16 protein-coding genes and 5 pseudogenes are annotated in these 26,035 nt (G+C 59.5%); 5 read left to right on the top strand and 16 right to left on the bottom strand.

The window, feature by feature from the left end; genetic code table 11:
• Positions 1-124: 124 nt before the first annotated feature.
• Positions 125-1,258, bottom strand: a complete 1,134-nt coding sequence (locus tag IVB19_RS39250) for a hypothetical protein (RefSeq protein WP_247821914.1) — start codon at positions 1,256-1,258, stop codon at positions 125-127.
• 224 nt (positions 1,259-1,482) lie between these two features.
• Here IVB19_RS39250 and IVB19_RS39255 point away from each other — a divergent pair, with 224 nt between their 5' ends.
• Together IVB19_RS39255 and IVB19_RS39260 are read left to right on the top strand one after the other, a co-directional pair.
• Positions 1,483-1,887, top strand: coding sequence for a DUF4236 domain-containing protein (locus tag IVB19_RS39255; RefSeq protein WP_247821915.1), 405 nt, complete (start codon positions 1,483-1,485; stop codon positions 1,885-1,887).
• 528 nt (positions 1,888-2,415) lie between these two features.
• Positions 2,416-3,410, top strand: a pseudogene (locus tag IVB19_RS39260) (transposase family protein); the annotation flags it as partial.
• A 367-nt stretch (positions 3,411-3,777) separates the two neighbouring features.
• On the opposite strand, the gene IVB19_RS39265 reads toward IVB19_RS39260, so the two are convergent.
• From IVB19_RS39265 to IVB19_RS39290, 6 genes and pseudogenes are all read right to left on the bottom strand, one after another.
• A complete protein-coding gene (locus tag IVB19_RS39265) occupies positions 3,778-4,716 on the bottom strand; it encodes a pantoate--beta-alanine ligase (protein ID WP_247821916.1) in 939 nt (312 codons plus the stop codon).
• Between the two features lie 143 nt (positions 4,717-4,859).
• Positions 4,860-6,347, bottom strand: a complete 1,488-nt coding sequence (locus IVB19_RS39270; protein ID WP_247821918.1) for a pentapeptide repeat-containing protein — start codon at positions 6,345-6,347, stop codon at positions 4,860-4,862.
• A 742-nt stretch (positions 6,348-7,089) separates the two neighbouring features.
• Positions 7,090-8,388, bottom strand: a complete 1,299-nt coding sequence (gene ltrA / locus IVB19_RS39275; RefSeq protein WP_247821919.1) for a group II intron reverse transcriptase/maturase — start codon at positions 8,386-8,388, stop codon at positions 7,090-7,092.
• A 775-nt stretch (positions 8,389-9,163) separates the two neighbouring features.
• Entirely contained in the window at positions 9,164-9,907 is a 744-nt protein-coding gene (gene istB, locus IVB19_RS39280; RefSeq protein WP_007605871.1) for an IS21-like element helper ATPase IstB, read from the bottom strand.
• Between the two features lie 11 nt (positions 9,908-9,918).
• Positions 9,919-11,451: pseudogene (gene istA, locus IVB19_RS39285) on the bottom strand (IS21 family transposase).
• A 141-nt stretch (positions 11,452-11,592) separates the two neighbouring features.
• Positions 11,593-11,736, bottom strand: a complete 144-nt coding sequence (locus IVB19_RS39290) for a hypothetical protein (protein ID WP_247821920.1) — start codon at positions 11,734-11,736, stop codon at positions 11,593-11,595.
• Positions 11,737-11,794: 58 nt separating this feature from the next.
• On the opposite strand from IVB19_RS39290, the pseudogene IVB19_RS39295 reads away from it, so the two are divergent.
• Positions 11,795-12,036: pseudogene (locus IVB19_RS39295) on the top strand (transposase); the annotation flags it as partial.
• Here IVB19_RS39295 and IVB19_RS39300 read toward each other — a convergent pair.
• The 9 genes and pseudogenes from IVB19_RS39300 to IVB19_RS39340 all read right to left on the bottom strand — a co-directional run.
• Positions 11,967-12,944: a carbohydrate ABC transporter permease gene (locus tag IVB19_RS39300; RefSeq protein WP_247821921.1), complete on the bottom strand. Its 978-nt coding sequence runs from the start codon at positions 12,942-12,944 to the stop codon at positions 11,967-11,969. The pseudogene IVB19_RS39295 and the gene IVB19_RS39300 sit on opposite strands and share 70 nt — an antisense overlap.
• An 82-nt stretch (positions 12,945-13,026) precedes the next feature.
• Entirely contained in the window at positions 13,027-14,412 is a 1,386-nt protein-coding gene (locus tag IVB19_RS39305) for an ABC transporter substrate-binding protein (protein WP_247821923.1), read from the bottom strand.
• Between the two features lie 75 nt (positions 14,413-14,487).
• On the bottom strand, positions 14,488-14,859 hold the full coding sequence (locus IVB19_RS39310) for a hypothetical protein (RefSeq protein WP_247821925.1): 372 nt from the start codon (positions 14,857-14,859) through the stop codon (positions 14,488-14,490).
• Between the two features lie 323 nt (positions 14,860-15,182).
• The gene (locus IVB19_RS39315) at positions 15,183-16,901 is read right to left on the bottom strand and encodes a dipeptide ABC transporter ATP-binding protein (protein WP_247821926.1); all 1,719 of its coding nucleotides are present in this window, start codon (positions 16,899-16,901) and stop codon (positions 15,183-15,185) included.
• 1 nt (position 16,902) lies between these two features.
• Entirely contained in the window at positions 16,903-17,682 is a 780-nt protein-coding gene (locus tag IVB19_RS39320; RefSeq protein ID WP_247774396.1) for an ABC transporter permease, read from the bottom strand.
• 89 nt (positions 17,683-17,771) lie between these two features.
• Entirely contained in the window at positions 17,772-18,728 is a 957-nt protein-coding gene (locus tag IVB19_RS39325) for an ABC transporter permease (RefSeq protein ID WP_247821928.1), read from the bottom strand.
• Complete coding sequence (locus IVB19_RS39330) at positions 18,725-20,428, bottom strand: ABC transporter substrate-binding protein (protein WP_247821929.1); 1,704 nt, start codon at positions 20,426-20,428, stop codon at positions 18,725-18,727. The genes IVB19_RS39325 and IVB19_RS39330 overlap by 4 nt, the downstream gene beginning before the upstream one ends.
• 46 nt (positions 20,429-20,474) lie before the next feature.
• A complete protein-coding gene (locus IVB19_RS39335; RefSeq protein WP_247821931.1) occupies positions 20,475-21,809 on the bottom strand; it encodes an NtaA/DmoA family FMN-dependent monooxygenase in 1,335 nt (444 codons plus the stop codon).
• 782 nt (positions 21,810-22,591) lie between these two features.
• Positions 22,592-22,758 (bottom strand): annotated as a pseudogene (locus tag IVB19_RS39340) (cation acetate symporter); the annotation flags it as partial.
• A 69-nt stretch (positions 22,759-22,827) separates the two neighbouring features.
• Between IVB19_RS39340 and IVB19_RS39345 the strand changes: the two are divergent.
• Positions 22,828-23,124 (top strand): annotated as a pseudogene (locus IVB19_RS39345) (integrase core domain-containing protein); the annotation flags it as partial.
• A 1,248-nt stretch (positions 23,125-24,372) separates the two neighbouring features.
• Positions 24,373-25,920 (top strand): Fic family protein, encoded by a 1,548-nt coding sequence (locus IVB19_RS39350; protein ID WP_247821933.1) that lies wholly within the window; start codon positions 24,373-24,375, stop codon positions 25,918-25,920.
• Positions 25,921-26,035: the final 115 nt, after the last annotated feature.

Genomic DNA, 26,035 nt, shown 5'->3' on the forward strand with positions numbered 1-26,035 from the left:
TCGTCACTAGCCTGTTACTTTAGCCATCATTCGTTGGATAACTCGATCTTATCCTCCCGCACGCGCTATAGCACACAATCATCCTATGCGGTATGGAGCGTGCTCGGATGTAGCTTGGCGCGTGCTAGGATTGCTGCTCCTTCCACCGACGATGCCTCTCACGAAGCGCGGCCTCTGTTGCGGCAAGCTGGCGATCGTAGTCCAGTCCGTCGAGGCTTTTGGCAGCCACTTGTGCAGAAAGGATAAGGATCCGCCACGCCGCGTACTCGTGAAATGGGTTTAGGCCAATAACGTTACCGACCGTGAGATCAGTCGGCGCCGGGGCCAACAACAGCCTGGAGAAGGCTGCGATGGCAGCATTCATATCCCAATCCGAGACGAACAGCACCAATGCGCACAGGGCGAGCAACGCGACCGGAGGTCCCTTCATCCTACAGTACTCCGGGCGGACCTTACCAAAATCGATCCCGCCATTCGCAGCGACGAAGGCGGCAAGCGAGACCGCCGCATCGTAGTAGCGCTGGAGTACGGTAGGATCGAACACCTGGCGCTCATAGTGCTTCCGAAGGAGCTCTCCCGCTTGTCGACAAATCCCGTCGTCGATTGGGATACCCTTTATCAGATCGAACAGATGCTGATGGTCTTCGGTGAATTGATACTTGGCGGCGGCTTTCCAGTTGAATGCGGGCATTTCCGCTTGAGCTGGGTGGAATGTCCAACGCTGGTAGCTAGGATGACGATGGAGCGCTCGCGTCCAGGAAATCGCCTCCGGCGACGTCGTTAGTGTGAAGCGGCTGGCAGACTTGAGGTCGAAAAACCATTGGCGCAATTCCTGAATACGCCGCTGGTCGAATAATTTTTGCTCGATACCTTTGCACACGAGGAGCCTCACGGCTCTGGTTTCTGTGCTTTTCTCCGAACCGAAATCGAGGAGGCTTGCCTGCGCGGATCGATTCTCGTCATCGCCGTGGAACTCGCAAAGTGGGTGGTGGGCGTCGCCGCCATTGGGATCGACGAACCTGAAATGCGCTTGCCCGAGAACGGCCTTTGATGCGCGCGACTTCGCGGTGCGAACCACGCGAGCACCGAACTTGCCGCACGATGAGCATCGGATATCGGCGCGGATCAATTCGCCAGACGCGCTGAGAAGCTCAGCTCCATCTCGTCCCGACGTCGGATTTTCGCCCGTCATCAATATCGCGAGCTGGTCGACATCGAGTTCGCGGGCGAATCTGACTGAATAAGCAGTTGCGGGCATTTACCCCACCCCAAAGCAAATCTGAAAACCTGAAGCGCGGGACAATGGATCGAGCGACGCGACGGTACGCTAGATATCAGGATTAGCGCGAGTCAGAACTCCCATGGACCTCTTATCAACTATAGGCTTAGGCCAGCTCCTCACCGCTCACTCTTGTAGTTTTCGATCTGTGCGCGATAACATGACGAGATACTACTTTCAACGTTTGCCGTTCGGTGTTGCCGATGAGCTTTAGATTTCGCCGCAGCTTCAAGATCGTCCCCGGCGTCCGCCTGAATCTGAGCGGGAGCGGTGCCAGTGTCACGCTGGGCGCGCGCGGCCCGCACTACACCATCGGCCCGCGTGGCACGCGAACGACGATCGGTCTGCCGGGATCCGGGGTTTCGTGGAGCGCCTACCAACCATACGCCGCGGCTGGAGCCTCGCCGCCTCCCTTGCCGGTCGAGCCCCATCCGCCGGTTAGCTGGCCGATCAAGGTCAGCCAGGGCACGGTGATCTACAGTGCTCCGATTGATGAGCTGGTGTCGCCGTCGCCGCATGGCTTTGAGATTGAGCGCGCCGAGGTGGCGCGGTCACGCCGATGTGGATGTCGCCCGCCAAATCATCCCGCGCGCTACGGATCTCGCTGAGCCGCTTGTGAATGCCGGCACGTCATCCTGATCACGGGAAATGCCGTCTAAGGCCTCAGCGACGGCGACTTCGAACTTTCCGGCTTTGTCGCGACGAGTAGTTGCCAGCCGAGCCTAATTCATTGTGCTTGCGCCGGAATAGCACGGTGACGTAGAATGGGGACCACGACCAATTCGCGTTTCGCAAATGGCGCGACCGAGTGAGACCTTGTCTTCAAAGGGACCGGTGAGTTTGCAGGTTTGAGCTAAATTGTGCGTAGATCGCCGCTTTCATCGCGTGGAATGTGTCATATCGCCGCTCACAACCCGCGACCGCCGCAGCGCGAGCAAGAGAACGACCCATCATCGCCTCGGTCTTTTTTCATCGTGCGGATCTCGAGCATGAGGACTCGTGGCTTGATGCGAGTGATCAAGCGACGCAGGCCGCTGCATGCGTGCGTCACTTCTGCGCGTTTCGCGTAAAATCCGGCATTTCGAGAGGCGCGACCGAGCTATCTGTAGCTCGTTCGACTGAGGGCGACGAGCCGGGGGCGGCCGTCGCTGCCGACGCGGTTCTGGCAGGGGCTGGCGATCCTCAAACACACCTACGACCTGTCCGACGAGGTGCTGTGCGAGCGTTGGGTCGAGAAGCCCTATTATGGGCGAGGAGCGACTGGCTGCGCTGATTCAGGAGAGCCTGTCGGTTGCCGCCAGCACCAAGGCGATCAAGCCGTCTGACTTGTCTCGGGTGATCGTCGACACCACGGTTCAGCCCAAGAACGTGACGCTCCCCACCGATGCGAAGCTTCTGAACCGGACGCGCGAGAAGCCGGTGCGGCTGGCGCAGCGCCATGGGGTGAGCTTGCGTCAATCCTATGCGCCGGTGGGCAAGTTCGCCCTGATCCAGCATCAGCGGTATGCCTACGCCAAGCAGTTCAAGCGCGCCAACCGGGCGCTCAAGACACTGCGGACCTATCTCGGCCGCGTGATCCGCGACATCGGCCGCAAGATCGATGGCAACAGCGGGCTCGAAGCCGCGTTTGCAAAGCTGCTGCCGCTGGCGCGGCGCGTGCGCGAGCAGCAACAGCGTCAACGCGGGCCGAAGGTTTATTCCCTGTACGCGCCGGCGGTCGAAATGCATGGGCAAGGGCAAGGCCCACCACACCCTGGCCACCGTGATCCCGGACGTGGAGCCGCTGGTCGGCAGCACCATCGAACGCATCCTTCGACAACAAGGGATACCGCGGCCACAATGCGCCGCCCGATCACAAGTTCAGGGTCTTCATCTCCGGCCAGAAGCGAGGGGTGACGCCCAAGATCAAGCGTGAACTGCGCCGCAGGGCCGCCGTCGAACCCGCCATCGGCCATCTCAAGGCCGAGCACCGCATGGGCCGCAATTATCTCTGGCTCCGCCAGGGGACGCTGCCAACGCCGTCCTCGCCGCCGCCGGCTACAACTTCCGCCGCGTCATCCGCTGGCTCAGCCTGTTGCTGCGCCAAATCCTCACCGCTCTCACCGCCGCGTTTCAGACTGCTCCCACTTGAAGCCAGAGTTCTTCACGGACGACCAGATATTCTGGACCAGCGTTGTTCCGAGCGCTCCCATCTACTTTGTCTTCACGTCGCATCATCCTACTGACTACCCCAGAGACGCTCAAGCATCGGACTGCATCGGGGTTGCGGTTAGGCGCGCAGGATCAGGCACAAATGCTACTGGGCGAGTTCCTGCGGGTGTGATATCTCAAACTTCATTTTCTTGAAGCGGCTCCGACGCCACAAGGATCGACTTCGGAAGGTGTTGAAGCCGCATTCCAAACGACTAGGTTGGAAGGCCTCCCCCGAAAGCGTCTTTCCATTGAGAGGCGAACGCGATCGCCGCGCTTCTCTTCAAGCTCGCGATTGTGCATAGATCTCAGCCTCCCACCTTCGGCAAATCAATCCATATATCTGCAGGACCATCCAAAAGTGTATCTTGATCCGGCACATAGATATTATCAGACACTCTGAGGCCGTGACCAACGGCGACTCCACCAATTATAAAGGGAAGCTCGATCTGCTTCTGATCTTCAAAGGTGTCCGCGCTAACAATTCGAATGGATTCCAATTCAAACCGTCGGAATTCGATCAGCGATTTTGCGGACTCTATCAGATCTTGGGCGCAAGACACTCCACGCGCGGCCTCTTTTCTCAAGTGGTTCAGCGCCATGAAGAGGGACGAAAGCTCGTCCAGCTCGGAACGATTGAAGTGTCGCAAACGCGACGAAATCGGCACTCCGTTCTTGTATCGTACTGTCGGCACAAATCGTATCTCGCAATCAAGAAGCAGGTCTGCGACCGCTCGCTTTACTAGTAGGGCCTGTCCAATATCCTTTAAACCGAAATAGCTGCGAGACGGTCTCGCGAAACAGATCCAGCGGATGCACCCGGTGACACCTTCCTTTAGGAGCCCATGAGGCCCGTTTGCACGCAGCGGATAATTCCCTTGAGACACAAAGGTTAGGTATCCCGGCGGGAACATCTCCGCGTCGGTCGTTGAAATCACGGCAGAAGCGCCCGCTCCTAGCGCAAGCGCGATGTCATCATCCAAGTTGAATTCGTAGTTAGGACCTGGGCTAAGCTGAATCTTGTTCGGATAGACTGTGACAATGGCCACATCGTTCTCGAGTGCAGCCCTTCTGATTAGCTCCGCGTGCCCGGGATGCAACGCGCCTAAAGTGTGTACCGTACCGATAGTTTGACCTCTTCTTGCTACGTCCGTAATGAAGGTTTTGCCAGCTACAAGAGACGCCAGATGCATATAACCTGCTCCGTCTTGTTGATTGCCCAGCAGCCCTGCTGCTGGATCAGACATGACGCGTGGTGAGAGCTACCTGCACATCAATCGCGCGAATGAGAAGAGCGCCCCAGTTTCTCGACCGCGGTGAAGCGTCGCGCTACTCCATCTTCCCTTCTATGATCACAGCTGCTCCAGATCGTCATGCGTCTTCCGCCCAATCAGCTCGATCCTTCTCGACCGCGCCTCATTAGCGATGAGAAATCAGCCAGATACTCTGAAGGTTCGCATCTCTGATCTTCCACGCCCTTCAAAGCGGCCTGGAGCCCAGAACATCTGTCTGCAAAAAACGGCGGTTCAAACGTCGTTATTATTGCGTCCGAAAAGTCGGTTTTTACAAAGCTTGCCTGGAAAGGCGTAATTCCACTCAAGTTAGCCTTGCAGAGCGACGATTGATTCATTCGGACGTATGCGGTACGGGCGGCTGCCAGGTTGCTGCCAGTCATTCCTGCGGCAATATATGATTGAACAAGGTTGGCTCCCTCAAAATTGGCGCGATTCAAAGCCATGGACTGCGGAGGATCACCGGTAATCATCGCGCGATATAGGTACGCGTTTGTAAAATCTGAATCATCGATGTTGCAATCGCGTATAAACGCACAGCGCGCACGAAAGCCGCGCAATTGGGCGGATCGCATCGTGCTCTCGGTGATCGAAATGGCTTCCCCTGATGCGCGAGATAGATCAGCTCCATCGAGCTGGCAAGAGCAAATGGATACGCCGTTCAACACCGCGCCCACGAGGTTGGCGTTGGCGAGGTTTACGGACAGAAGTCGCGCCTCCGATAGGTCTGCCTCCTCGAGCTCCGCCTTCGCAAGATTTGAGAGGCTGAAATCTGAAAATGGAGCGCTCAGCGCTTTGGCCAAGATGCGACCGCTCGCCTTTGAAAGCCTGAAATAAGGAAGATGAGCGTTTTCTAGCACAAGATCATCCATCGACGTGGGGCGTACAATTGATAGACACTCCCCCCTTGACTGCAAGAGTGAGCTGCCGGACAGATGCGCCTTCGTCATCGTAACTTGGCTCAACTTGGCAAAGTGGAAGGATGAGCAAGGCAAATAGCATTCGTTGATGGTCGATCCTTGCAGTTCGGCACCATCAAAGACAGCCTGTGTCGCGTCACATTGATAAAAGAGAACGCCACTTAGGACTGCGTTGTCGAAACGCGCCCTTTTCATGCTGCACCCGTGGAATAGGCTACCGGTTGCATCGATGAGATTGCGCAAACTTGCATCATCGAAATTGCAGACCTGCGCGGCGATAGCATGCATATACGCAAAATCGAGTTTGGCTCCGCGGAAACTTGCTCGCTCTAAGCCGGGGCAAATAAGATTGGCCTCGGACAGATCGGCTCCATCCAGCTTCGCTCCGTGAAGTTGCGCACGATTGAGGATGCATCGCCGCAACGGAAATCCGGATAGATCGTGACCGTTGAAGTTCTCTGAAGATAGCCGCAGGCCGATGCCGGTCTTCTTGATCGCTTCGTCGGTTCGCTTACCCACCGCAACCAACGCGGACGCCCGATCACTGTTTCGGCTCCAGAAGCGGACAAAATCACCATCTGCCGAGAATTGGCTTATCGTCCTTGCAGGGATTCCCAACTCCTCATGCACGCTGAAATGGCTGGGTGCGTCCATAGCTTCTGTCATTGTGGGCGTTTTTCCATTTTTGGTCACGAGCGCGCTTTCTCAGCCTCGTTTGCCGGGCGTTTTTGGATTGCCTGCTGTGTTTCGGGTAACCAAGGTTTGCATCCGCAGGCCCTTTTTGATTTCTTACGACAAAAGCATCATCACACATCGGGGATGTTAATCAGCTGAAGGCCCTTCTGGAATTGTGCCATCACAAACCGAAGCACGACAAGTCCAAGCAAGTTATAGAAGACGGAGTTGATCTCCCCAGGGCCTCGCCGTTTGAGTACGTGATCAGTGTGTCCATAGCTGAGCGAAAGAAGCTGCAACTTGAGCGCCCCGTTGTTTCCTGCAGCATTGATACAAGTAGTTGGCCTTCACGATGCAGTTCAATAGCAACGTCTGTGCCACCCTCATCTATCCTGTATTGGCGTTGAATACTTGTCGAGAAACGGCGCTCGGCAGAACCGCCGACGTTTTGTATCTGACAGGAAGCGCGTCTCTGTCACAAACCGGACAATGGCTTGCAACGCTCGTCTCGCTTATTCCTTATGGCTTGCACAGCACATGGATATTCCTGCATGACGCTCGAGTAATGGCTGCATTCAACTGCACTGCGCACGTGGGCACGTTCTCCAGATGTCGTACTATTGAGCCACAAATCGCCGCTGGTGGTGGTCAAGTAGCTCGGCATTTGGCTTTGCCCTCACAGATCTGGGCAGGCGGCTTTCCCGCACCCGGCTCTTCCCGAGGGTAGCCCGCGTCATATCCGCGCCTGTGCCCAAGTGCGAGTGATGCGTGGAACGGGCAGACAGAAGCGCGCCGTCAAGGTCTCGAATTCCGACCACCCCATGCGCCGGCTTTTCTGGCTGCGCCGTCTCAGACAGCGCATCCAAGTCCGACGCACTTCGCGACAAGCCGTTGAGCGCTGGATAATTGTGCGGCCTGCCGTAGAGCCGTAGTGTCCACGCAGCACAGCGGCGAACCACTCGCGCTGCTTGGCCATTGGCGCGTGCATGAGCCGCCAAGCCTCGTGGCGCAACGCCGTCAGCTTACGCGTCAGGCGTTTCCCTTCCGTCTTATGCTTCACGATGAACCGGCCATCTCGGGTCCACCCGCAGTAGTGGGTGAAGCCGAGGAAGGCGAAGGTCTCGGGTCGCCGCTCGCCGCGCCGCTGGCGCGAGAGGGCCGCGAACCGGCCAAACTCGATCAGCCGCGTCTTGTCCTCATGGAGCATCAGGCCAAAGCTCGCCAGCCGCGCCTTGAGGGCCAAGAGCATCTCCTGCGCATCCGCCCTGCTCTCGAAGCCCCTGACGAAGTCGTCCGCATAGCGCACGGCCACAACGCGACCGCGTGCGCGGCGACGACCCCATTGATGGATCCAGAGGTCGAGGATGTAGTGCAGAAAGATGTTGGCGAGGAGCGGACTGACGCCCGCCCCTTGCGGGGTATCCCTGTCCTTCTCGCCGCTCTCAAGAACGCCGGCCCGCAGCCACAGCTCTATGAGCCGCAAGATGCGAGGATCGGCAATCCTGTGCGCCACCATCCGCAGCAGCCACTCGTGGTCGACCGCGTCGAAGAAGTTGCGTATGTCGGCATCGAGCACCCAGTTGACGCGCTGGCTCATGATCGCCGTGTGCAAGGCGTCAAGCGCCATATGAGGATTCCGCCCCGGCCGGAAGCCGTAGGAGAACCCGAGGAAGTCGACCTCGTAGACGGCGCTCAGCACCTCGGCTACCGCGCTTTGGACAATCTTGTCCTCTAACGCCGGCACACCGAGAGGCCGCTTACCGCCATCGGCTTTGGGGATGTAGACTCGCCGTACCGGCTGTGGCCGATAACGACCCGTGTGGACCCGCCCGCAGAGCTCGCGGAGGTTATCCGTGAGCCTCTGTTCGTACTTCGCCACCGTTACCCCATCGACCCCCGCGCTGGCCTGCCGCTTCTGTCGTCGAAACGCCCGAAGCAGGGCGTCCTCGTCGACGTGGTGCAGCAAGGCTGTGAACCGGGTTTGGGCAGCCTGCTTGGCCGCCGCGTTCACCCGTTCGAGGTTCGGCGGCAAGGCAACCCGGCTCTGTGTCCGGACCCTGGCCTTCTCGCGCGGGCTCCCCTCGGGCTGGCCCTTCCCTCCATGCGTCTCGTTTCCTTCGACGACTTCACAGGTACTATGGACCAGTCCGACTCCCGACCTCAGCTCGAACCGCGGCTCTGGCAGTGCCTTGCCGCTGCCCCCCGTTGGAGACCAATCCGACGGACCCGGTCGGGCCTCTCATGTTCCGATGATTACCTTCCATGCGTGATCCGGCCATCAAGCCCGACGGAGCGGCATCGTCTCGCATAAGGCGGTAATCATGCTGCCTTCGTGTTTAGGGAACACACTCGGCCTCCGCGAACTTCCACCTTTGGAGGCTCATTCCCGCACCCCGCATGGCTCCTGTCTACACTTCGAACCCCGCGTTGCCGCGACGCCCGCAAGACTCGGTCCCGACCTGCCTGCTTCGGCTTTGGCCGGATGGGGCTTGCACCCACAAGCACTCATCAGCTTGTCATGACGTACTCCCCGGTGGTGGTGTATGCGGATTCCGACGAAGTCGCCCAGGCGTACCGATATGAAGTCGCCCGTGGATTCCGAGACGATGTCGCCCACCTTTCCGATTTGATCTCGCCCAGCGGCGAGGCGTTCTGGCCGGCTGGTTCTCTGGCATCGGTCAAGCCGCGTGGTCAATCTGGAATCGCGACTTCAACCTGTTTTTCTTCTTCTTCTGCAGTTGCTGTGGGCATGTGGGCAACGCGATTGCGTTGTCCAAGCACAGCGGCATGTCCACAGCGCCACGGGCTCAGGTCTTTCGGGCGGATTGCCGGGTTCGCCGCAGGCTCTCACCGGTGAGGTCGAGCCGATGGGCATTGTGGACGAGACGATCGAGCACGGCGTCGGCATAGGTGGGATCTCCAATGAGCAGATGCCACTGGTCCACGGGGAGCTGGCTGGTGACGATGGTGGAGCGATGACCGTAGCGATCTTCGAGGATTTCCAGGAGGTCGTGACGTGCACCGGCGTCGAGCGGCTCGAGTCCCCAATCATCGAGGATCAGCAGATCGACACGGCCAAGGCCGCGCAACAGGCGTGGATGGCGGCCGTCGCCGCGGGCGAGCGCCAGATCGTCGAACAGTCGCGGGACGCGCTGATAGAGCACAGAGCGATTGTCGCGACAGGCCTTGTGGCCGAGCGCCGAGGCGAGCCAACTCTTGCCGACGCCGGCCGGGCCGCAGATCAGGAGATTGACGTGGTCGTCGATCCAACGGCCCTCGACAAGCTTAGCGAACAGCGGGCGGTCGAGACCGCGCGGGGTGCGGTAGTCGATGTCCTCGACGCACGCCTGCTGGCGCAGCTTGGCGTAGCGCAGGCGAGTGGCGAGCCGTTTGTCGTGCCGCAGCGAGGCTTCACGTTCGAGCAGCAGCGCAAGCCATTCGGTGTGACCGAGGCTTGCGGCCTCACCGGTGGCTTCGATGTCGGCGAAGGCCTTGGCCATGCCATGGAGGCCGAGGGCGTTGAGGCGGTCGAGGGTCGGATGGGTGAGCAAGGGATGATCTCCTAATTGTAGTAGCGCGGTCCGCGGATGTTGGCATGCAGGATCGGCGCATCGTCCGCGGAACGCTGGTGAGCAGAACGCCGATCGAGATTGTTGGCGAGGATCGACTTGACCGAGCCATAGGTGCGCGCGCCGATGTCGATTGCCCGCGCAGCCGCGGCGTCCAGCCGTTCGCGCCCATAGGAGGCGGCGAGCCTGAGGATGCCGAGGCAGGCGCGGAAGCCTTGCTCGGGGTGCGAGCGCTCGTCGAGAATGAGGTCGCACAACGCGCTGGTCGCCGGCCCGATCGCGGCGGCGTCCTGGCGGATACGCGCGATGGTCCAGCCGGCGTAGCGCCGATGGCTGGAGGCCATGTGCTCCGGCACGGTGGTGTGTTTGTGATTGCCGCTCATGCGCTGATGCGCGGCGATCCGCTCGCCCTTGTGGAAGATCTCGACGGTACGGGCCGTGAACCGCACCTCGACCTCGGCGCGGGCGAAGCGATGCGGAACGCTGTAGTAATGCTTCTCCACCTCGACGTGGTAATCGAGACTGACGCGGCGGATCCGCCACTCGGCGAGGACATAGGGGGACGCCGGCAATGGCTTGAGCGCCGGCCGGTCGACCTCCTCGAGCAACCGGCGGCGTGTCACGCCGAGCCGCCGGATCGGCCGTTCCTCATTCAGCCTCGTGAGCAGTTCGCCGATCGCCGCATTGACCTCGGCCAGGCTGTAGAAGGTGCGATGGCGCAGGCGGCCGAGCAGCCAGCGCTCGACGATGAGGACGGCCTGCTCGACCTTGGCCTTGTCGCGCGGCTTGCGCGGCCGCGCCGGCAAGATGGCGGTGCCGTAATGCGCCGCCATCTCCGCGTAGGTACGATTGATCTGCGGGTCGTACAGGCTCGCCTTAATGACCGCGACCTTGGTGTTGTCGGGCACCACCAGCGCCGGTATGCCGCCGATCGCCGCGAAGGCGCCAACATGGGCGCTGATCCAGTCGGCGAGCCCCTGCGTCCACGTCGCCTGCGCGTAGGTGAAGCTCGATGCGCCGAGCACGGCGACGAAGATCTGCGCCGTTCTGCGCTCACCGGTCAGGCGGTCGACCACCACCGGCACGCCATCGCCGGCATAGTCGACGAACAACTTGTCGCCGGCCGCATGGGCCTGGCGCATCGTCACCGACAGGCGGCCCTCCCAGGCGCGGTAGAGCTCACAGAAGCGCGAGTACCGGTATCCGCCGGGCTCGGTGGCGATATATTCCTCCCACAGGATCGACAGCGTCACGTGCTTGCGTTTGAGCTCGCGGTGCACGGTCGCCCAGTCGGGCTCGGCGATGCGGCGGTGACCCTGACGGTTGCCATTGCCGGTCTTCGCGAACAGGCGAAGTTCCAGAACCGTGTCGGTGACGTCGTCTGGCAACGGCTAGCTCAAGCCCGCGGCCTCGAACCGCCGGAGCGCCAGGCGCACCGTCGAGGGCGCCGCGCCCACTCGTCCCGCAATCTCGCGGCTCGGCAGCCCGGCCGCCTTCATTCTGATCACATCGCGCACACGGCGCATCGCAAGCCTCTCTGTCGGCATCCAGGGTCCCCTTCGCAAAGCCGAAAGAGTTGACCCTATGGGAGCCAGAAGAGGCCTCGTCACCCGGGCGACATCATCCCGGAATGGTGGGCGACATCATTTCGGAACGGGTGGGCGACTTCAAATCGGAATGGTGGGCGAGATCATCTCGGAATCCTGGGCGACATCGATCGGAATCCGCAGGTGTAGCTCGGTAGAGCAAAGCCGCCCGGACGCGCGCCCCCAAATAGCGCCGTAGCGGGCGGGCGGCTTTGCGGTGGTCACCGGCGATTCTCCGGTAGGATCGGGTTGCGACACGCCAACGCAACCAGAGGAACCACCGATGACCGACGACATGATGAACCTGCGCACGCTCGTAGAGAAGACCCCTGATGCCGATCTATTGCGCGAGATGATCGGCTTTGCCGCCCAGCGCCTGATGGAGTGGAAGTCGAAGGCCAGACCGGGGCAGCCTATGGCGAGAAGGACCCGGAGCGCCTAGCCCAGCGCAACGGTTACCGCGACCGGATCTGGGAGACCCGTGCCGGCACCGTCGAGCTGCGGATTCCAAAGCTGCGCAAGGGCCACAGCTTGACCTTGGCGAACGTTCCCACCAGCACGATCATCCAGTTGACGACCATGAGGGCTGCACCACGCCCGAAGGCGAGATTCTGGAATGCGATAATGTAGGCGCGCACGGAAAGAACGGAGGTGCTATCTCCAGGCCCGCCTTGCGTAGTGCCAAAAATGATGTCGAACTGATTGAGCGATTCGATCAGCCGAAACACAGCGGCGATCAGAATGTAGGGAGCGATCAGCGGCAACTCGATATGCACAAAGGTTGCCCACCCCTTTGCGCCATTGACACGCGCGGCCTCCCTCACTTCTTCATTGATACCCTGAAGGCCTGCGAAAATGATCAGCGCAAAAAATGGCGTGTAGGTCCAGACGTCAATCAGGACGAGCGAGCACATTGCGGTGTTGGGATCTGAAATCCATGCAAAACGGGCGATTCCTGCAAGCGAGAGCAGATAGTTAAGGATCCCGCTTTGCGGGTCCATCATCGTCGTCCACATGAGCGCTACGCTCATCGGAGGCAGCACGAGGGGCAAGAGGATGACCGGCCGCATCAGCCGTGCAACGATGACTTCGGTCGCGAACAATTTTGCAAGTGCAAGACCGAAGGCAGCCTCCGCAACCACCGCCGATCCGGCGTAGACAAGAGTGGCCCGAATGCTGTTCCAGAAATCATTCGACTTGATCAGCGCTGCATAGTTGTTGAGGCCGACGAAGTGGACCAGCGGCCGACCGAACTTGAGATCCGTCAGCGACTGAAAGACGCCATAGAAGAACAGAAAAAGAAAGCCGAGCAATATGGTGATCGCTGGCGCTATGGCTGCGATGCTCCACCAGTCAAGATGCGTTTCCTCGGCGCGCGCGGCCGCCTTATCGTTTGACGCAACAAGTGGGCTGGCTGAAGACTGCAGCGTCACGAGTCCGTCGGATCCTCGAAGGTCCATCTCAGTCTATCTCTAAAATGCATGGGGCCGCGATGAGCTCGCCGCCCCATTTGTTTCACATTGACGAACGGATTTCCGAGGCAAGGGCGGCCAGCGTCGCCTTCACGTCGGCTCCGTTGACCATTTTCTGCATGGCTACGGCCCATGCGTTCATTGCTTCGGCAAAGCCGACGCGGGCTGTGAAGGCGAGTTGCGCCCGTTCCTGCACGGTTTTAAACGTGTCTACGAAATTGTTGAACTCTGGCTTTGCCGCATAGTCGAGCCAGGCCTTGTCGCTCCAGGTCGAGGCGCGCGGAGAGTTGACGAGCTTGCCGGCGATGGCGCCGTTCAGCTCGACTTGCTTCGATGTCGCCCATTGGATGAACAGCCAGGCGGCTCCTTTCTTCTGGGACGCAGCGTTCATCGCAAGCGACCAGATCCAGATATTCGACTCGAAGTTCTTGCTGGTCGGTGCGTGCAATGGGGGTGCGAACGCGATTTTGCCGGACGCGGGCTTGCCAGCCACGTCGTTCCAAAACCCGAACATATTAGAATCAATCGCCATCGCGGTGCGCCCTGAATTGATGCCATCAACGACCTGGTACCAGTTGTCATTGGCAAAGGACGGCGCCGCGCATTTCTTGATCATGTCCACATAGTCTTTGTGGAAGGCGATCGACTCGGCCGAATCCAGCCCTGTCTCCAACTTGCCGTCCTGGACGACGAAATCATGCACGCCATAGGACCTGGCAATCGAGATGGCAGCTGTGTGGATGCTGCTCCAAAAGCGCACGCCGCGCACGCCCAAAGGGGTGATGGCGGGATCCGCAGCCTTCAGCTTTTCGCAGGCGGCGGACATCTCTGGCGGAGTCGTTGGGACGCCGATGCCGTATTTTTCAAGTATGTCCTTACGGTAGAACAGCTGGATGTTCTCAAAGCCATGCGGGATCGCCCACACCTGCCCGCTTCCCGGCTCGATTTGGCCTTCCTTGACTTTCCAGGTCAGCGCATCCCGCAATGCAGGGAAGAAATCCTTGTAGTCGTAGCCCGCGGCCGTGAGCTTAGCGTCGTTCAGATACTGATCGAGCGGCTCGAGCAACTGGCCCGGTGCGAGATCCCACGCCGGTTGAATGCCCGTGCCCACCACGTCCCAGCTGCGGGATTTTGTACTGAGCTGGATGGTCAGCTTATTCCAATAGGCATCGTCGGGATACAGTTCGGGCGTCACCTTGATGCCGGTGAGCTTCTCGAATTCCGGCAACTGGGCCGCGACCGCGTCGGCATACGGATGAATGTCGTAGGCCCAGACGATCGACGTGCCTTCGAACCGGCGCCAGTTGATGTCGTCCGCCTTAGCTTGGGAAAACGCCATGGCCGTTCCGGCCAAAAGCGTGGAGCAGATGAGAGCGTTTTTTGCATAACTAGCCGTATGGCCGCGCAAAGCGGCGAGCGTCCTTGGCATGATTCCCTCCGATGGGCTCTTTGGCCCGCAAACCACGCGCCCCCTCCTCTTCAAGCGGCCGCGGCGTTACCGAGGCTAATCTTCGCGCATCCAACGAAAGCGGCCTTTGAGGCTCGGATTGGGTAAGGTTGGGTAAGTCAAAAAGTCGGGCGATTGGGAAAGTATCAATTGGAAGAAGCGGAGTTTGGAATGGGCCCCGGTTGACGACAACAGCCTGGCGAGCGCTGTGATGGCTGCGTTTATACCCCAGTTCGAGACGAACAGCACTAAGGCGTACAGGGCGAGCATCGCGATCGGTGCTCCGTCGCCGTATACGATATACGGCTTCTGGAGCGCGATCCAAGCGGCGATGTGATGGGCGTTAGTGCAGCCAAGAGATATGGGCGCAGCAATATTCGAGTTGAGGCGGTCGCCGCCTTCCACGGTAATCGCGACAGGAGAAAGCACTCAAATCAATCTGCACCTACTCCATCCCGTCACAGGTGGAGAAGTCGTGAGATTCCCGGACAGATCGTCGTGCATGGCGCTAATCAGCAAGCAACATAGACTCTAGAGAAGCTTGTGCGGCTTGGACCGCGCGCATACTCGCCTTCAATGAGCCGGCTCAACCATATCAAGAGCGGTCTCGTCTATTGGTTGAGACGGATCCTCCGATCCGTTTGCGGGCGAGAGGTATCGGCAGCCCCGATGGGATTGGCGGGACATCGGTCTCGGCGGGCAGTATATTGGTCCTCGATCCACGCTAAACCTAACCGAAAGTACTGGCGCATTCATGCGACCTCTCCGCTGACGAGGCTCGACGAGCGATCGCTTGCGACAGGTCGGACGAGGCGAGGTACCGCAGCAATCAGACGCTTGGTATAGTCCGCCCGTGGATTGAGGAAAACCTCATCCGTATCGCCACTCTCGACGACGCGTCCATGGCGCATGACCATGACCCGGTCGCTGAGATGGCGAATCACGCCGAGATCGTGCGAAATGAAGAGATAGCTCATACCGAGCTGCGCCTTGAGATCCCCGAGCAGATCGAGCACCTGCGCCTGGATCGAGACATCCAGAGCGGAAACCGGTTCATCGCAGACGATCACGGCTGGCTTTGGCGCGATCGCACGCGCGATCGCGACGCGTTGGCGCTGGCCGCCCGAGAGCTCCAGCGGGCGGCGATCCAGGAATGCTGGCGAGAGGCCCACCGACTCGAGCAGCTCAATGCTGCGCAGGCGACGCTCCGACCCGGTGTCCACATCAAGGAGGCTGTCGGATATGATGCGGCCGACGGTCCAGCGTGGATCAAAGGAGCTGAGCGGATCTTGATAGATCACGGAGATCGAGCGGCGTCGTGCCCTACGCTTGCGTTCGGCGATTTCGCTCCACGCCTCTCCCTGGAACAGAACGGCTCCCTCGTCGGGAGTATCCAGAGCCATCGCCAGGCGGGCTGTGGTGGATTTACCTGATCCTGATTCCCCCACAAGGCCCAGCGTTTCGCCTGACCGAAGCTCGAAGGACACACCGTCAACCACCGTCCGCGGGACGCCATCAGGGCCGTTGAATCGCTTCACAAGATTGGTCGCACTGAGGATGATTGCAGTGGTTTTGGGCGAGGGTTGTTGTTGCAGCGGACTCAGAGACTTGGGTAGCCGTGCAATCGCCGTGGACGACAAACGGGAGCCGCGGGGACGTCCCGAGGGTACCGCGTTCAGGAGCTGCGAGGTGTAATCGTGTTGCGGGTCGCCGAAGATCTGCGCAGCTGGTCCACGCTCGACGACCTCGCCTTCGCGCATGACCAGAACATCATCCGCCATGCGCGAGACCACCGCCAGGTCATGGCTGATCAGGATCAGAGCCTTGCCCCGTACCTTGGTTTCCTCGAGCAGCGCCAGCACCTGTGCCTGCACGGTCACGTCGAGCGCGGTGGTTGGCTCATCGGCGATCAAGAGGTCTGGATCGAGTGCGAGCGCCGACGCAATGAGGGCTCGCTGGCGTTGGCCACCGGACAATTGATGCGGCAGCTGCCGGGCTTTGATCTCAGGCTCAGGAACCCCAACGAGTTCGAGCAGCTCAACCACGCGGCGTTTGAGTTCCTCACGGGATTGGACAGCACGATGGAGAAGGAGGCCCTCGCCGATTTCCCTGCCGACCTGACGGAGTGGATCGAGCGAGAGAAGGGCGTCCTGCAGCACGAAGCCGATCTTCTTGCCCCGGATGAGCCGCCATGAACGTTCATTGAGGTCAGTCAGGTCTGTGCCTGTGAAGTTCATTTCGTGCGCATGAACATGTGCCCCATGGCCCGCAAGCCCGACGAGAGCGCGCGCGGTTACGCTCTTGCCCGAGCCGGATTCGCCGACGATCGCGAGGCAACGCCCCGGTCGAAGCGAGAACGACACGCCACGCACGGCCGTGCCGTTTGGATTGTCGCGTCCGAATGACACGCGCAGCGAATCTACGTTGAGAAGACTTGGCTGAGGAGGCTGGGGAGGAAGAACATGCAACATGTCAGCCCTTTCCTTCGAGGCGGTTCTGCAGATAACGTCCGATCACCGTCACGCTGAGAGCAAAGATCACCACTGCCAGACCCGGCATGATCTCGAGCCACCACGCATAGATTACGTAGTTGCGGCCAGCATTCAGGAGCGCCCCCCATTCAGGGGCTGGAGGGGGAACACCGAGTCCCAGAAACGCAACGCCCGATGCCCAGATGATGGCCTGGCCGACGCCAAGCGTGATCATCGCGGTCAACGGGTTCATGGCATTCGGGAGGATGTGTCTTCGCACGATACGCCAATAAGGGTGTCCAAGCGCCTTGGCTGCTTCCACATATCCTGCGCCCTTAACAGACAGGACCTGCCCCCTGATCATCCGGGCATAACCCGGGGCCGTTCCGATCCCGACCGCGATGACCAACGTCAGCACAGTCGTGCCGAAAACGGCCACGAACAGAAGCGCAAGGAAAAGCACCGGTAGCGCGAAAAGTGCGTCGAGCAAACGGCTGAGAACATTATCGATGGCTCCGCCGCAAAGACCGGCGGCGAACCCCAGAACGAGTGCAATTGACACGCTCAACGCGGTCGCGCCAAGACCGATGGTCAGGGACTGCCCTGCCCCTTCAACAATGCGGGAGTATAAATCGCGACCGGACTGATCAGTCCCCAGCCAGTGGCTGGGCGACGGGGCCTGTAGTGAGGACGTCAGGTCAATCGCCAGCGGATCATGGGTCTGTAGCAGCCAGGGCGCGGCCGCCGCTGTTAAGAAGAACGTAACGATGGTTATGGCCAAGCAAACCCGCAAAGGAATTGCCTGTGCCGCTGAAAGTGCTTCCTTCCAGTAGTGAGATTTGGGGACGTCTGGTAGTGCGGCAGAGCAAGTCATGCCAATTTGATCCTTGGGTCAACGATACTGTAGGCGAAATCGACGGTCACGCTGACAATGACAAACAGGCCAGCGGAGACCAGAATGACGCCGGAGACGACGGGAACGTCGCGCGTGGATGTAGCGGCGGCCAGGACGCCGCCAAGACCCTGTCGGGCAAAGACGGCCTCAATTAAAACGGCACCGGACAGAAGCTTACCGAACGCCCAGCCTGACAAGGTGATTGCTGGCAAAGCTGCATGGCGCAGGACATGACGAAACCGCACGCCGAGATCGCCCATGCCTCGCGTTCGCGCCGAAGTTACAAAGGGCAACTCGAGCAAACGCGTGAACTCACTCGTAACGACTTGCCCGAAGAGCCCAGACAGTTCCAACGCCAGCGCCAGGGTTGGAAGAATGAGGCCGATCGCCGAATTGCCTCCCACCACAGGAAAGATGCGAAGCTGTACGGCAAAGACGACGAGCAGGATGGTAGCTAGCCAGTAAGGCGGCACGGTCGCCAACAGAACCTGCATCCCGCTCAGCAGCTTCGCCCAGATATTATCTCTCCCGGCTGCAAAAACTGTGGTCAGAATAGTGATCACCCACGCGGTTACGAGCGCGGCGACCGCAAGGAGGACGGTTGGCCCAATCTGTTCGGCAATGATGGCTGCCACTGGGCGATGCTGGTGGTAGGATTGGCCAAGGTCCCCCTGCAAAATCCCGGAGATGTATTTCGCGTATTGCAAGAAAATCGGCTCGTCGAAGCCATATTGTGCGTTGATTGCCGCAAGCTCTTGTCGAGGGGCCGCCCCTACATTGCCGCTGACGACGTTGAGGATGATCTGGGCGCGGTCACCTGGCAGCAGACACTGGACAAGGAAGGTGAATGTTGCCGCAGCCCATACGGTCGCTGCGGCGGACAGGATGCGATGTGCGAACCACACGGCCTGTCTGCGGGTTGCGACTTTCACGGGGCGGATTTCTTGTCGAAATAGCTATCAAAGAAGACTGGCTCGCCGACGGAGCCGCGGTCGAGCCAAATGTCCTTTAGATGTGCTTGCACAGCTAGAGTGACGTCAAGGACTGCGAAGCCCACGACAGGAGCGTCAGCGGCGATCTTGCGCTCTGCTTCCTGATAGAGTGCGGTTCGCTCAGCATTGTCGAAGTGTTTTTCGGCGTTCTGAATAATGTCCCACAGTGCCCGGTCCTGGTAGCGTGAGGGATTGAAGCGATTGAGCTCACCATTAAGGTCAGGCTTCCAGGAGATGCGGAAGATTTCAGCCCCGGGAGCAACCCAGTAGAGAAGGACGACCTCGTAATCGTTCGGACCGAGATTTTTCCCGGCGAAGAAATCGGCCTGGTTCGTTGGCTGAAGCCGCACGTCGAAGCCGGCAGCCTTTGCCTGCTGTTGGATCACCTGCACGGCCTGCTCACCGTCGGGCTTCAAGAACGAACTCGAATAGGAGATGCGTACGACGAGCGGCTTGCCATGCTTGAGGCGAACGCCCCTGCTGTCACGCTCGATCCAACCTGCCTGATCCAGGAGCTGATTGGCTTTGCCGACGTCATATCTGTATGACGGGGCAAGCTCGCTGATATATTCGGGCGAGCTTTGGCTTAGCGCGCCATTGCCTTCAAACGGCAGGGAGCCCAGGAACGAGGACTCGACCGCGGCTTTTCGGTCGGCGGCATAGGCAAACGCCTGGCGAACGAGAAGATCGTCAAAAGGTGAGCGAGCCGTATACAACGCCAAGCGCAGGGGCGTGCCACCCGTAATGTGCCGCAAGACGGTGAAGCGCGAGTTGGCATCTTTCCAAGCGACGGCTGGAACGTCGTAAGCTGCATCAGATTCCCCGGTTAGCAGAGAGCCATACCGAACGGTCTGATCGGGGAAGAACTTCCACTGGATCCCGTCAACGTAAGCCGGTCCCTGGTGCTTGGCTGTTGCCGGCGCCGAGTTGTAGTTGGGATTGCGGCGGAATATAACCTCTTTTCCCCGATTCCACTTCTGGACGATGAATGGACCCGATCCGACCGGGTTCTCGCAGTTCACCGCAAGTCCACGCTTGAGCGCCGTTGGCGACAGAATGCCCTGGGACGACTGGGCCAGAACATTGAGCAACGGCTGGAACGGCGCCTTTAGCGTTAGTCGAAGTGTCGCGGGGGCGATTGCCGCTGCCGATTCAAAGTTGTCGCTGAGGTAAGGAGCGGCCGTCGGATTGCGGAGGTCCGGATTGGTGCTGAGCCAGCCATTGATGTTGTCGGCGACTGCCTGTGCATCGAGCGGTGTCCCGTCGGTGAATTTCACGTTCGGCTTGATCTCAAACGTGTACACTTTCTTGTCGTCGGAGATGGTCCATGATGTGGCCAGCCATGGCACAATCTCCCCGTCCTTGGTCCGGGCGACTAGATTGTCGCTATATTGCCGCTGTAGATACCATTGCTGGACCCATCCTCCGAACAAGCAAGGCGGCTCCTGAAAGTGGCCATATCGAATAATGCCACCGCGCCTCGTACTATCGCTCGAACCGTCCTGAGCAAAAATGCTGGGCGCATAGGCGATCTGCGACATCGTGGAGAGCGCGATTGCAATGGCTGCTGCCTTTTGCTTTCTGTAAGCGTGTGGCTGGCCCGCGAGAAACGCAGATGATTGTGTGTCGGACAGAGACATATCGAACTCCAAGCTATTGATAGTAAACCGCGAGGCAGACGGGCGATCAGGCCGTCGCCCGCTCTTGCGACGGAACGCCCCCTGGGAGCGCAAGGCCAAAACGGTCACGCAAGGTTTCTTCCCGATACTCGGTGCGAAACAGTCCGCGGCGCTGCAGTATTGGAACGACATGATCGATGAAGGCGGGCGCACCATCCTCCAACACATCTGGGATGATGTTGAAGCCATCAACTGCGCCGGCGCGGTACCATGCCTCGATCGAATCGGCGATCTGTTCCGGTGCGCCCGCGATCACGCGATGGCCGAAACCTTGAACGCTGCTTATGATCTCCCTAACTGTCCGGCCCTGGCGTGCCAAGCTTTCGATGGTGCGGTGATGACCGACCGAAAATGGGACATCATTCGGATCGGGCAGCAGTTCCTCGGGAATGGGTTTGTCAAGGCTGAGCTTTTCGGGCGCCACATTGATGCCTCGCGCCAAAGCGACAAGGGCGCCGGGCAGATCGAGTAATTCGTCGATCGCTCTCTTGCGGCGATACGCCTCCTCTTCCGTGCCGCCAACGAAGGTGACCAGGCCCGGCAGTATGATCGGCGCCGTCCGCCGGCCGAGTTGATGCGACAGCGCACGCAGGCGTCCCGCCTCGCGCAGCGCTGTCTCCAGGTCGCCCGCAGCAGCGAACACCAGATCGGCGCTGCGCGCAGCGAGCCGCAATCCGTCGTCTGAGCCTCCCGCTTGAACGATGATCGGGTGCACTTGTGGCGAACCGGGGTGCGTGAGCGGACCGCGGGCGCTAAAGATATTGGTGTTGGGGTCGAGCAGTCGAAACTGGGGATTGGCGTAGATTCCAGATGTCTGATCCCCGACGATTGTTCCATCTCCCCAGCTCAGCCATAGCCCACGGACCGTTTCGACGAAGTCTTCGGCGCGCTTGTAGCGCTCCTCGCGACCGAGCTCGCGCCCACCGAAATTGCCGACCGTCGCGGGGCTGGAGGTCGTGACAGCATTCCAGGCGACGCGGCCGCCGCTAATGACATCAAGTGATTGGAAACGACGCGCCAGGTTGTACGGCTCATTGTACGTCGTCGATGCGGTTGCAATCAGTCCGATGTGCTTCGTCTCACGTGCGATTACGGTGAGAACAAGCGTAGGTTCAAGCCCGTTGAGTGGCGGTCGGCGGGTAATATCCCAAGATATTGCCGGGGTATCTGCAAGAAACACCGCGTCGAACAAGCCGCGCTCGGCCACCTTCGCTGCGCGAAGATAATGCTCGATGTCAAAGAAAGCGCTCGGATTGGTGCTCGGCCAACGCCATGCTGCGGCGTGTCCGCCCGCGCCGTGAAGATTAAGCCCAAGATGAAGCGTTCCGGTTGCAGAAGACATGAATTCTCCAGGCGCGGGATGGCACGCGCAGTTCAAGGGGTGGGTTGGCTCGGCTACGCTATCTGGCTGCTTCTTCCGCTCTCGAGCAGAGAACGAGCGGCATCCGAGGACGCAGCGAGGCCGCCGGTCGAGATTAGCGGATCAGGTGAAGCAACTCGCGCGGTCAAAGAGCCCGAACACTCGCCCAAGCGCGAACCAGCTGGACCTCTGACGAATTGACTCGAGCGACGGTTGGCCGGCGACCATTGTGTATTGTACTTGCCCGAAACTCTGCTGGTGAGCCTTACAATCCGCGCAACTCGCGCGATGACCAAAGCCGCTGTCATGACCACTCCACGGCCGACACCCGCGGCCTTCGATCGCGAGAGAATCAAGCGACGGGACATCAAACGCAATAGTTGCGTATTTCATTCTGCTACCGCGCGCTGGCATACTCTTCCACGACAGCCTCGTTGTCTTCGAGCTTGCAGGATTTGCGCGCGTGCAGCCTGCTTGTCGCAGTTTCGGAGCGCGATCCCAAAGTCACGCTAAGGCGAGTGATTGCAAATCTGGTATGTTTCTTGGAGCACCGTCGTTCTGACGCGCGCACGCTGTCAGCGACGGGGATTCTCGATGCCACCATCGAGCCGGCGCGCGCAGGCAATCTGGCCGAGACTTTTCAGCGGCTGCATCGAGGCTAAGAGCATTGCCAACGGGACCAAACAGGCGACGACGGAAAGCGGCGCCGAGGTCGGCTGGCCCTGCGGCACCTCGGCTCGATCAGGACGGTCGTGAGCAACGTCCGCGCTGAGGAAGTCGCCGGCGAGCGCCCAGCCATTCTGCCATGCTGTAATCTCCCCGCCCGCGGCAAAGAAGTGCTCCGTGATACGGGTGCGTCGCGCCGCCCAATCAGGAGCGTCAGGACAACAAATGCGAAGAAGAAGCCGATCGAGAGCGAGTTGATGGCCACCGCGAGGTCCTAGGTGTTTGGTCCCAAGCTTTGATGGTGCATTCTTATCGCATGATTCGAAGGATGCGCTGCCGGGAAAATGGCATCGAACATCGGCTGACCAAGATCAAGCATCCTTGGACCAATGGCCAGGTCGAGCGCATGAACCGAACGATCAAGGAAGCGACTGTCCAACGCTATCATTACGACCGACACGATCAGCTCAAGGCACACCTTGCCGACTTCATCACCGCCTACAACTACGCTCGGCGGCTGAAAACCCTGAAGGGCCTCACGCCTTACGAATACATCTGCAAATGCTGGACCTCCCAGCCACAACGATTCAATCTCAATCCGCTCCAGCAAATGCCGGGACTAAACACCTAACGTTCGAGGTCGCGAAAGCTGGGATCAAATACCGGGTTGGCCCACAGCAGATAGATCACCAGAGGAGGAACGATGAAATGATGACGAGAGGGCCGATCATGATTCAAAGCGAGAGCCCGGGCGCAAGCACAAACAGCGGCTTGTCGACGCGAATAATGGCATGAAGCCGAAATAGATCGTGATCATCGTCGCACAAAGCAGCAGCGCGATCCTGAGACGCCTCGGCGCGAGCGTGACAGCACGACACGCGACGCCGGAATTGACCGAAGTCTGCGTATCCATCCACCCCCAAAGGTCTTATATCCACTAGCGGCCAGCTTCCGCCGAGCCGCAAGCGAGGGAGCCATGAAATTTTGCAATGTACTGTGCGGATTTGCTGCCTCGCCGAAGGCAAGGCTGTCTCGTCGGGGTCGTCGCGGGACAACAACCATGTCGGCGAATGACGGCATGCCTACGACGGCATCGATCCTTGCGCGCAAGGACTACGGTGACGGGGTGGCTCGGACACGCGTGAGCCCTCGATGATGCGCAACATGCAAAGCGAAAGCACATTGGCGCTAATTGCCAAGATACCGGGCAACTCGAACAGGGAATGTAGGCTTTGCCGCAACACCATGCCTCGCCCCAGGAGGAACGCACGGGTCTATTTTTTAGCGGAAGACTGGATGAGCGGGTCGAGGGACTATCGAGCGAGATCGAAACGCCGGCCGGTCAAGACCGGCCCTCACAGGGATCCGAACTAAGCGGACCCCACCAGCATGACGAACACGCTTGCTCATGCGATGTCACCGGCGACGGCCTCTCTCTTGCGGTCAGGGTCGGAGCCGGGATTGACAAGGATGTGGCCTCTGCGGGCTTCTGGACGCCCGGGTCAATCTTCAAGAGCGGCAGCGCCTCGCAGGTCGTGCCGTGCGGTTGGCTGGACCGCGGTCGTCCCGCGGCATCGCAGTGCGTGAATGCCAGGAGAATTCGTCGTCTTCGGCGGATAATCAGCCCTATCGGAACGTCATGAAAATGACGGCGAGCACGGAAACCAGAACGTCGGCGATCACCGGCGCCATGACGGGTTCCATCCCGGACCGACCTGGTCCGCTACTGTAATGGTGGGCCGGGTTCTCCGCCCAAAGTGAACCATTTTCATGGTTAATCCATTGAGAGACTATTTTTCACGTGGTATGATGGAATTTCGAAATCCAAGCCCTCAGTGACTAAAATTCGAGGTCGGAAATGTTTTTCAGAGGAATGTAAGTGAGCGCAGAATTTTCAGGATCGGTGAATGTTTTTCACGATAGGCGATTGCCTGAGTCCGCTGTCCCCGCGGGTTATGCCGCGCTCATCGACACTTACAAGCTGGCCGTGCCGGTCCCCCGCACCCTTTCGGCCATCGGAGCCCGGCACCGCATCATTGAACAGGATGGTTGGCGGATCTACACGCCTCGCCATGCTCCCCAGGCCTCGCTTGAGGGACACCTGACTTTTGCCCTTAAGAACGAAGGACTCGATCTTTCCGTCCTGAAGCGGCTTTTCCTAGTCGTTAACGAGGGTGACATCGCGGAGCTTGTCCGGCAGAAGCCGACCGGCATTTACACACGACGCATCTGGTTTCTGTACGAGTGGTTGCTTGGCTGCGAGCTGAATCTGTCGCTTACAGACAAGGTCTCATATGTAGACGCCATCGATACCGACCTCCAGTTCGGAGGGATTGGCACGAATTCCGCCCGGCATCGCGTTCGCAACAACCTTCCCGGCACCCCGGAATTTTGTCCGCTCGTTTTCAAGACGGCCGCGCTGAACCAATTTCTCGCGCAGAACTGGAAGGAGCGCGCGCGCGCTGTCGTCAGCGAAGTCCCGAAGGATTTGCTCGCGCGCACCGCCTCCTTTCTGCTGCTGAAAGATTCAAAGTCTAGTTACATCATCGAGGGAGAAAGGCCGCCTCAGGATCGCATTCAAAGATGGGGACGCGCCATCGGCGAGGCTGGGCGCGCGCCGCTCGATGAGCGGGAGTTTTTGCGCCTGCAAGGCATCGTCATCGGAGACGAGCGTTTCGTGAAGCTCGGGTTCCGGCAGGAAGGAGGCTTCGTCGGAGAGCATGACCGCGATACACAGCGCCCTATCCCGGACCATATCAGCGCGAGGCATGAAGACATCGCCTCTCTTATGGCAGGATTGATCGCATTCGATCTCGCCGCCGAGAACGAGCTCGATCCCATTATCGCGGCGGCGGTGCTCGCGTTCGGCTTTGTTTATATCCATCCATTCGAGGACGGCAACGGACGCATCCATCGATATCTGATGCATCATGTCCTCGCGCGGCGCGGATTTAATCCGGCCGGGGTCCATTTTCCAGTGTCGTCGGCGATTCTTGACCGGATCACCGAGTACAAAGGCGTGCTGGAAAGCTATTCCAGCAGGCTACTTCCGTGCGTTCAATGGGAAGCAACCCCAAAGAATAATGTGAAAGTTTTGAACGATACCGGCGATTTCTACCGCTTCTTCGACGCCACCCCGCATGCGGAATTTCTCTACGAATGTGTACGCCAGACGATTGAGCTGGACCTTCCGAATGAGACGAGCTTCCTTCGCAACTTCGATATGTTCCGATCCGGAGTCGAAAACATCATCGACATGCCCGAGCGAACGCTCAGCAACCTGTTTGGGTTTCTGCGACAGAATCAAGGAAGACTTTCAAAACGGGCACGAGAGAACGAATTTGCCGAGCTCACTCAAGATGAAGCTGCGAAAATTGAGCAATTGTACGCGGACTCATTCGGTCAAAGCGGAGCCTTAAGCGACTGACGGCGCGTCTTGCGCAGAGACAGGAAGCCTATTCTGTTCCAGCGGTGGTACGGGTCGTGTCCACGGTTGTGAGCTGGGTAGAGCAAAGCCACCCGGACGTGCGCCCCCAATAGCG

Source organism: Bradyrhizobium sp. 187 (genome assembly GCF_023101005.1).
GTDB classification, from domain to species: domain Bacteria; phylum Pseudomonadota; class Alphaproteobacteria; order Rhizobiales; family Xanthobacteraceae; genus Bradyrhizobium; species Bradyrhizobium canariense_D.

Bases quoted from the DNA above. Each gene is read 5' to 3' on its own strand.
- IVB19_RS39250 (WP_247821914.1), bottom strand. From the start codon at position 1,258: ATGCCCGCAACTGCTTATTCAGTCAGATTCGCCCGCGAACTCGATGTC.
- IVB19_RS39255 (WP_247821915.1), top strand. From the start codon at position 1,483: ATGAGCTTTAGATTTCGCCGCAGCTTCAAGATCGTCCCCGGCGTCCGC.
- IVB19_RS39265 (WP_247821916.1), bottom strand. From the start codon at position 4,716: ATGTCTGATCCAGCAGCAGGGCTGCTGGGCAATCAACAAGACGGAGCA.
- IVB19_RS39270 (WP_247821918.1), bottom strand. From the start codon at position 6,347: ATGACAGAAGCTATGGACGCACCCAGCCATTTCAGCGTGCATGAGGAG.
- IVB19_RS39305 (WP_247821923.1), bottom strand. From the start codon at position 14,412: ATGCCAAGGACGCTCGCCGCTTTGCGCGGCCATACGGCTAGTTATGCA.
- IVB19_RS39315 (WP_247821926.1), bottom strand. From the start codon at position 16,901: ATGTTGCATGTTCTTCCTCCCCAGCCTCCTCAGCCAAGTCTTCTCAAC.
- IVB19_RS39330 (WP_247821929.1), bottom strand. From the start codon at position 20,428: ATGTCTCTGTCCGACACACAATCATCTGCGTTTCTCGCGGGCCAGCCA.
- IVB19_RS39335 (WP_247821931.1), bottom strand. From the start codon at position 21,809: ATGTCTTCTGCAACCGGAACGCTTCATCTTGGGCTTAATCTTCACGGC.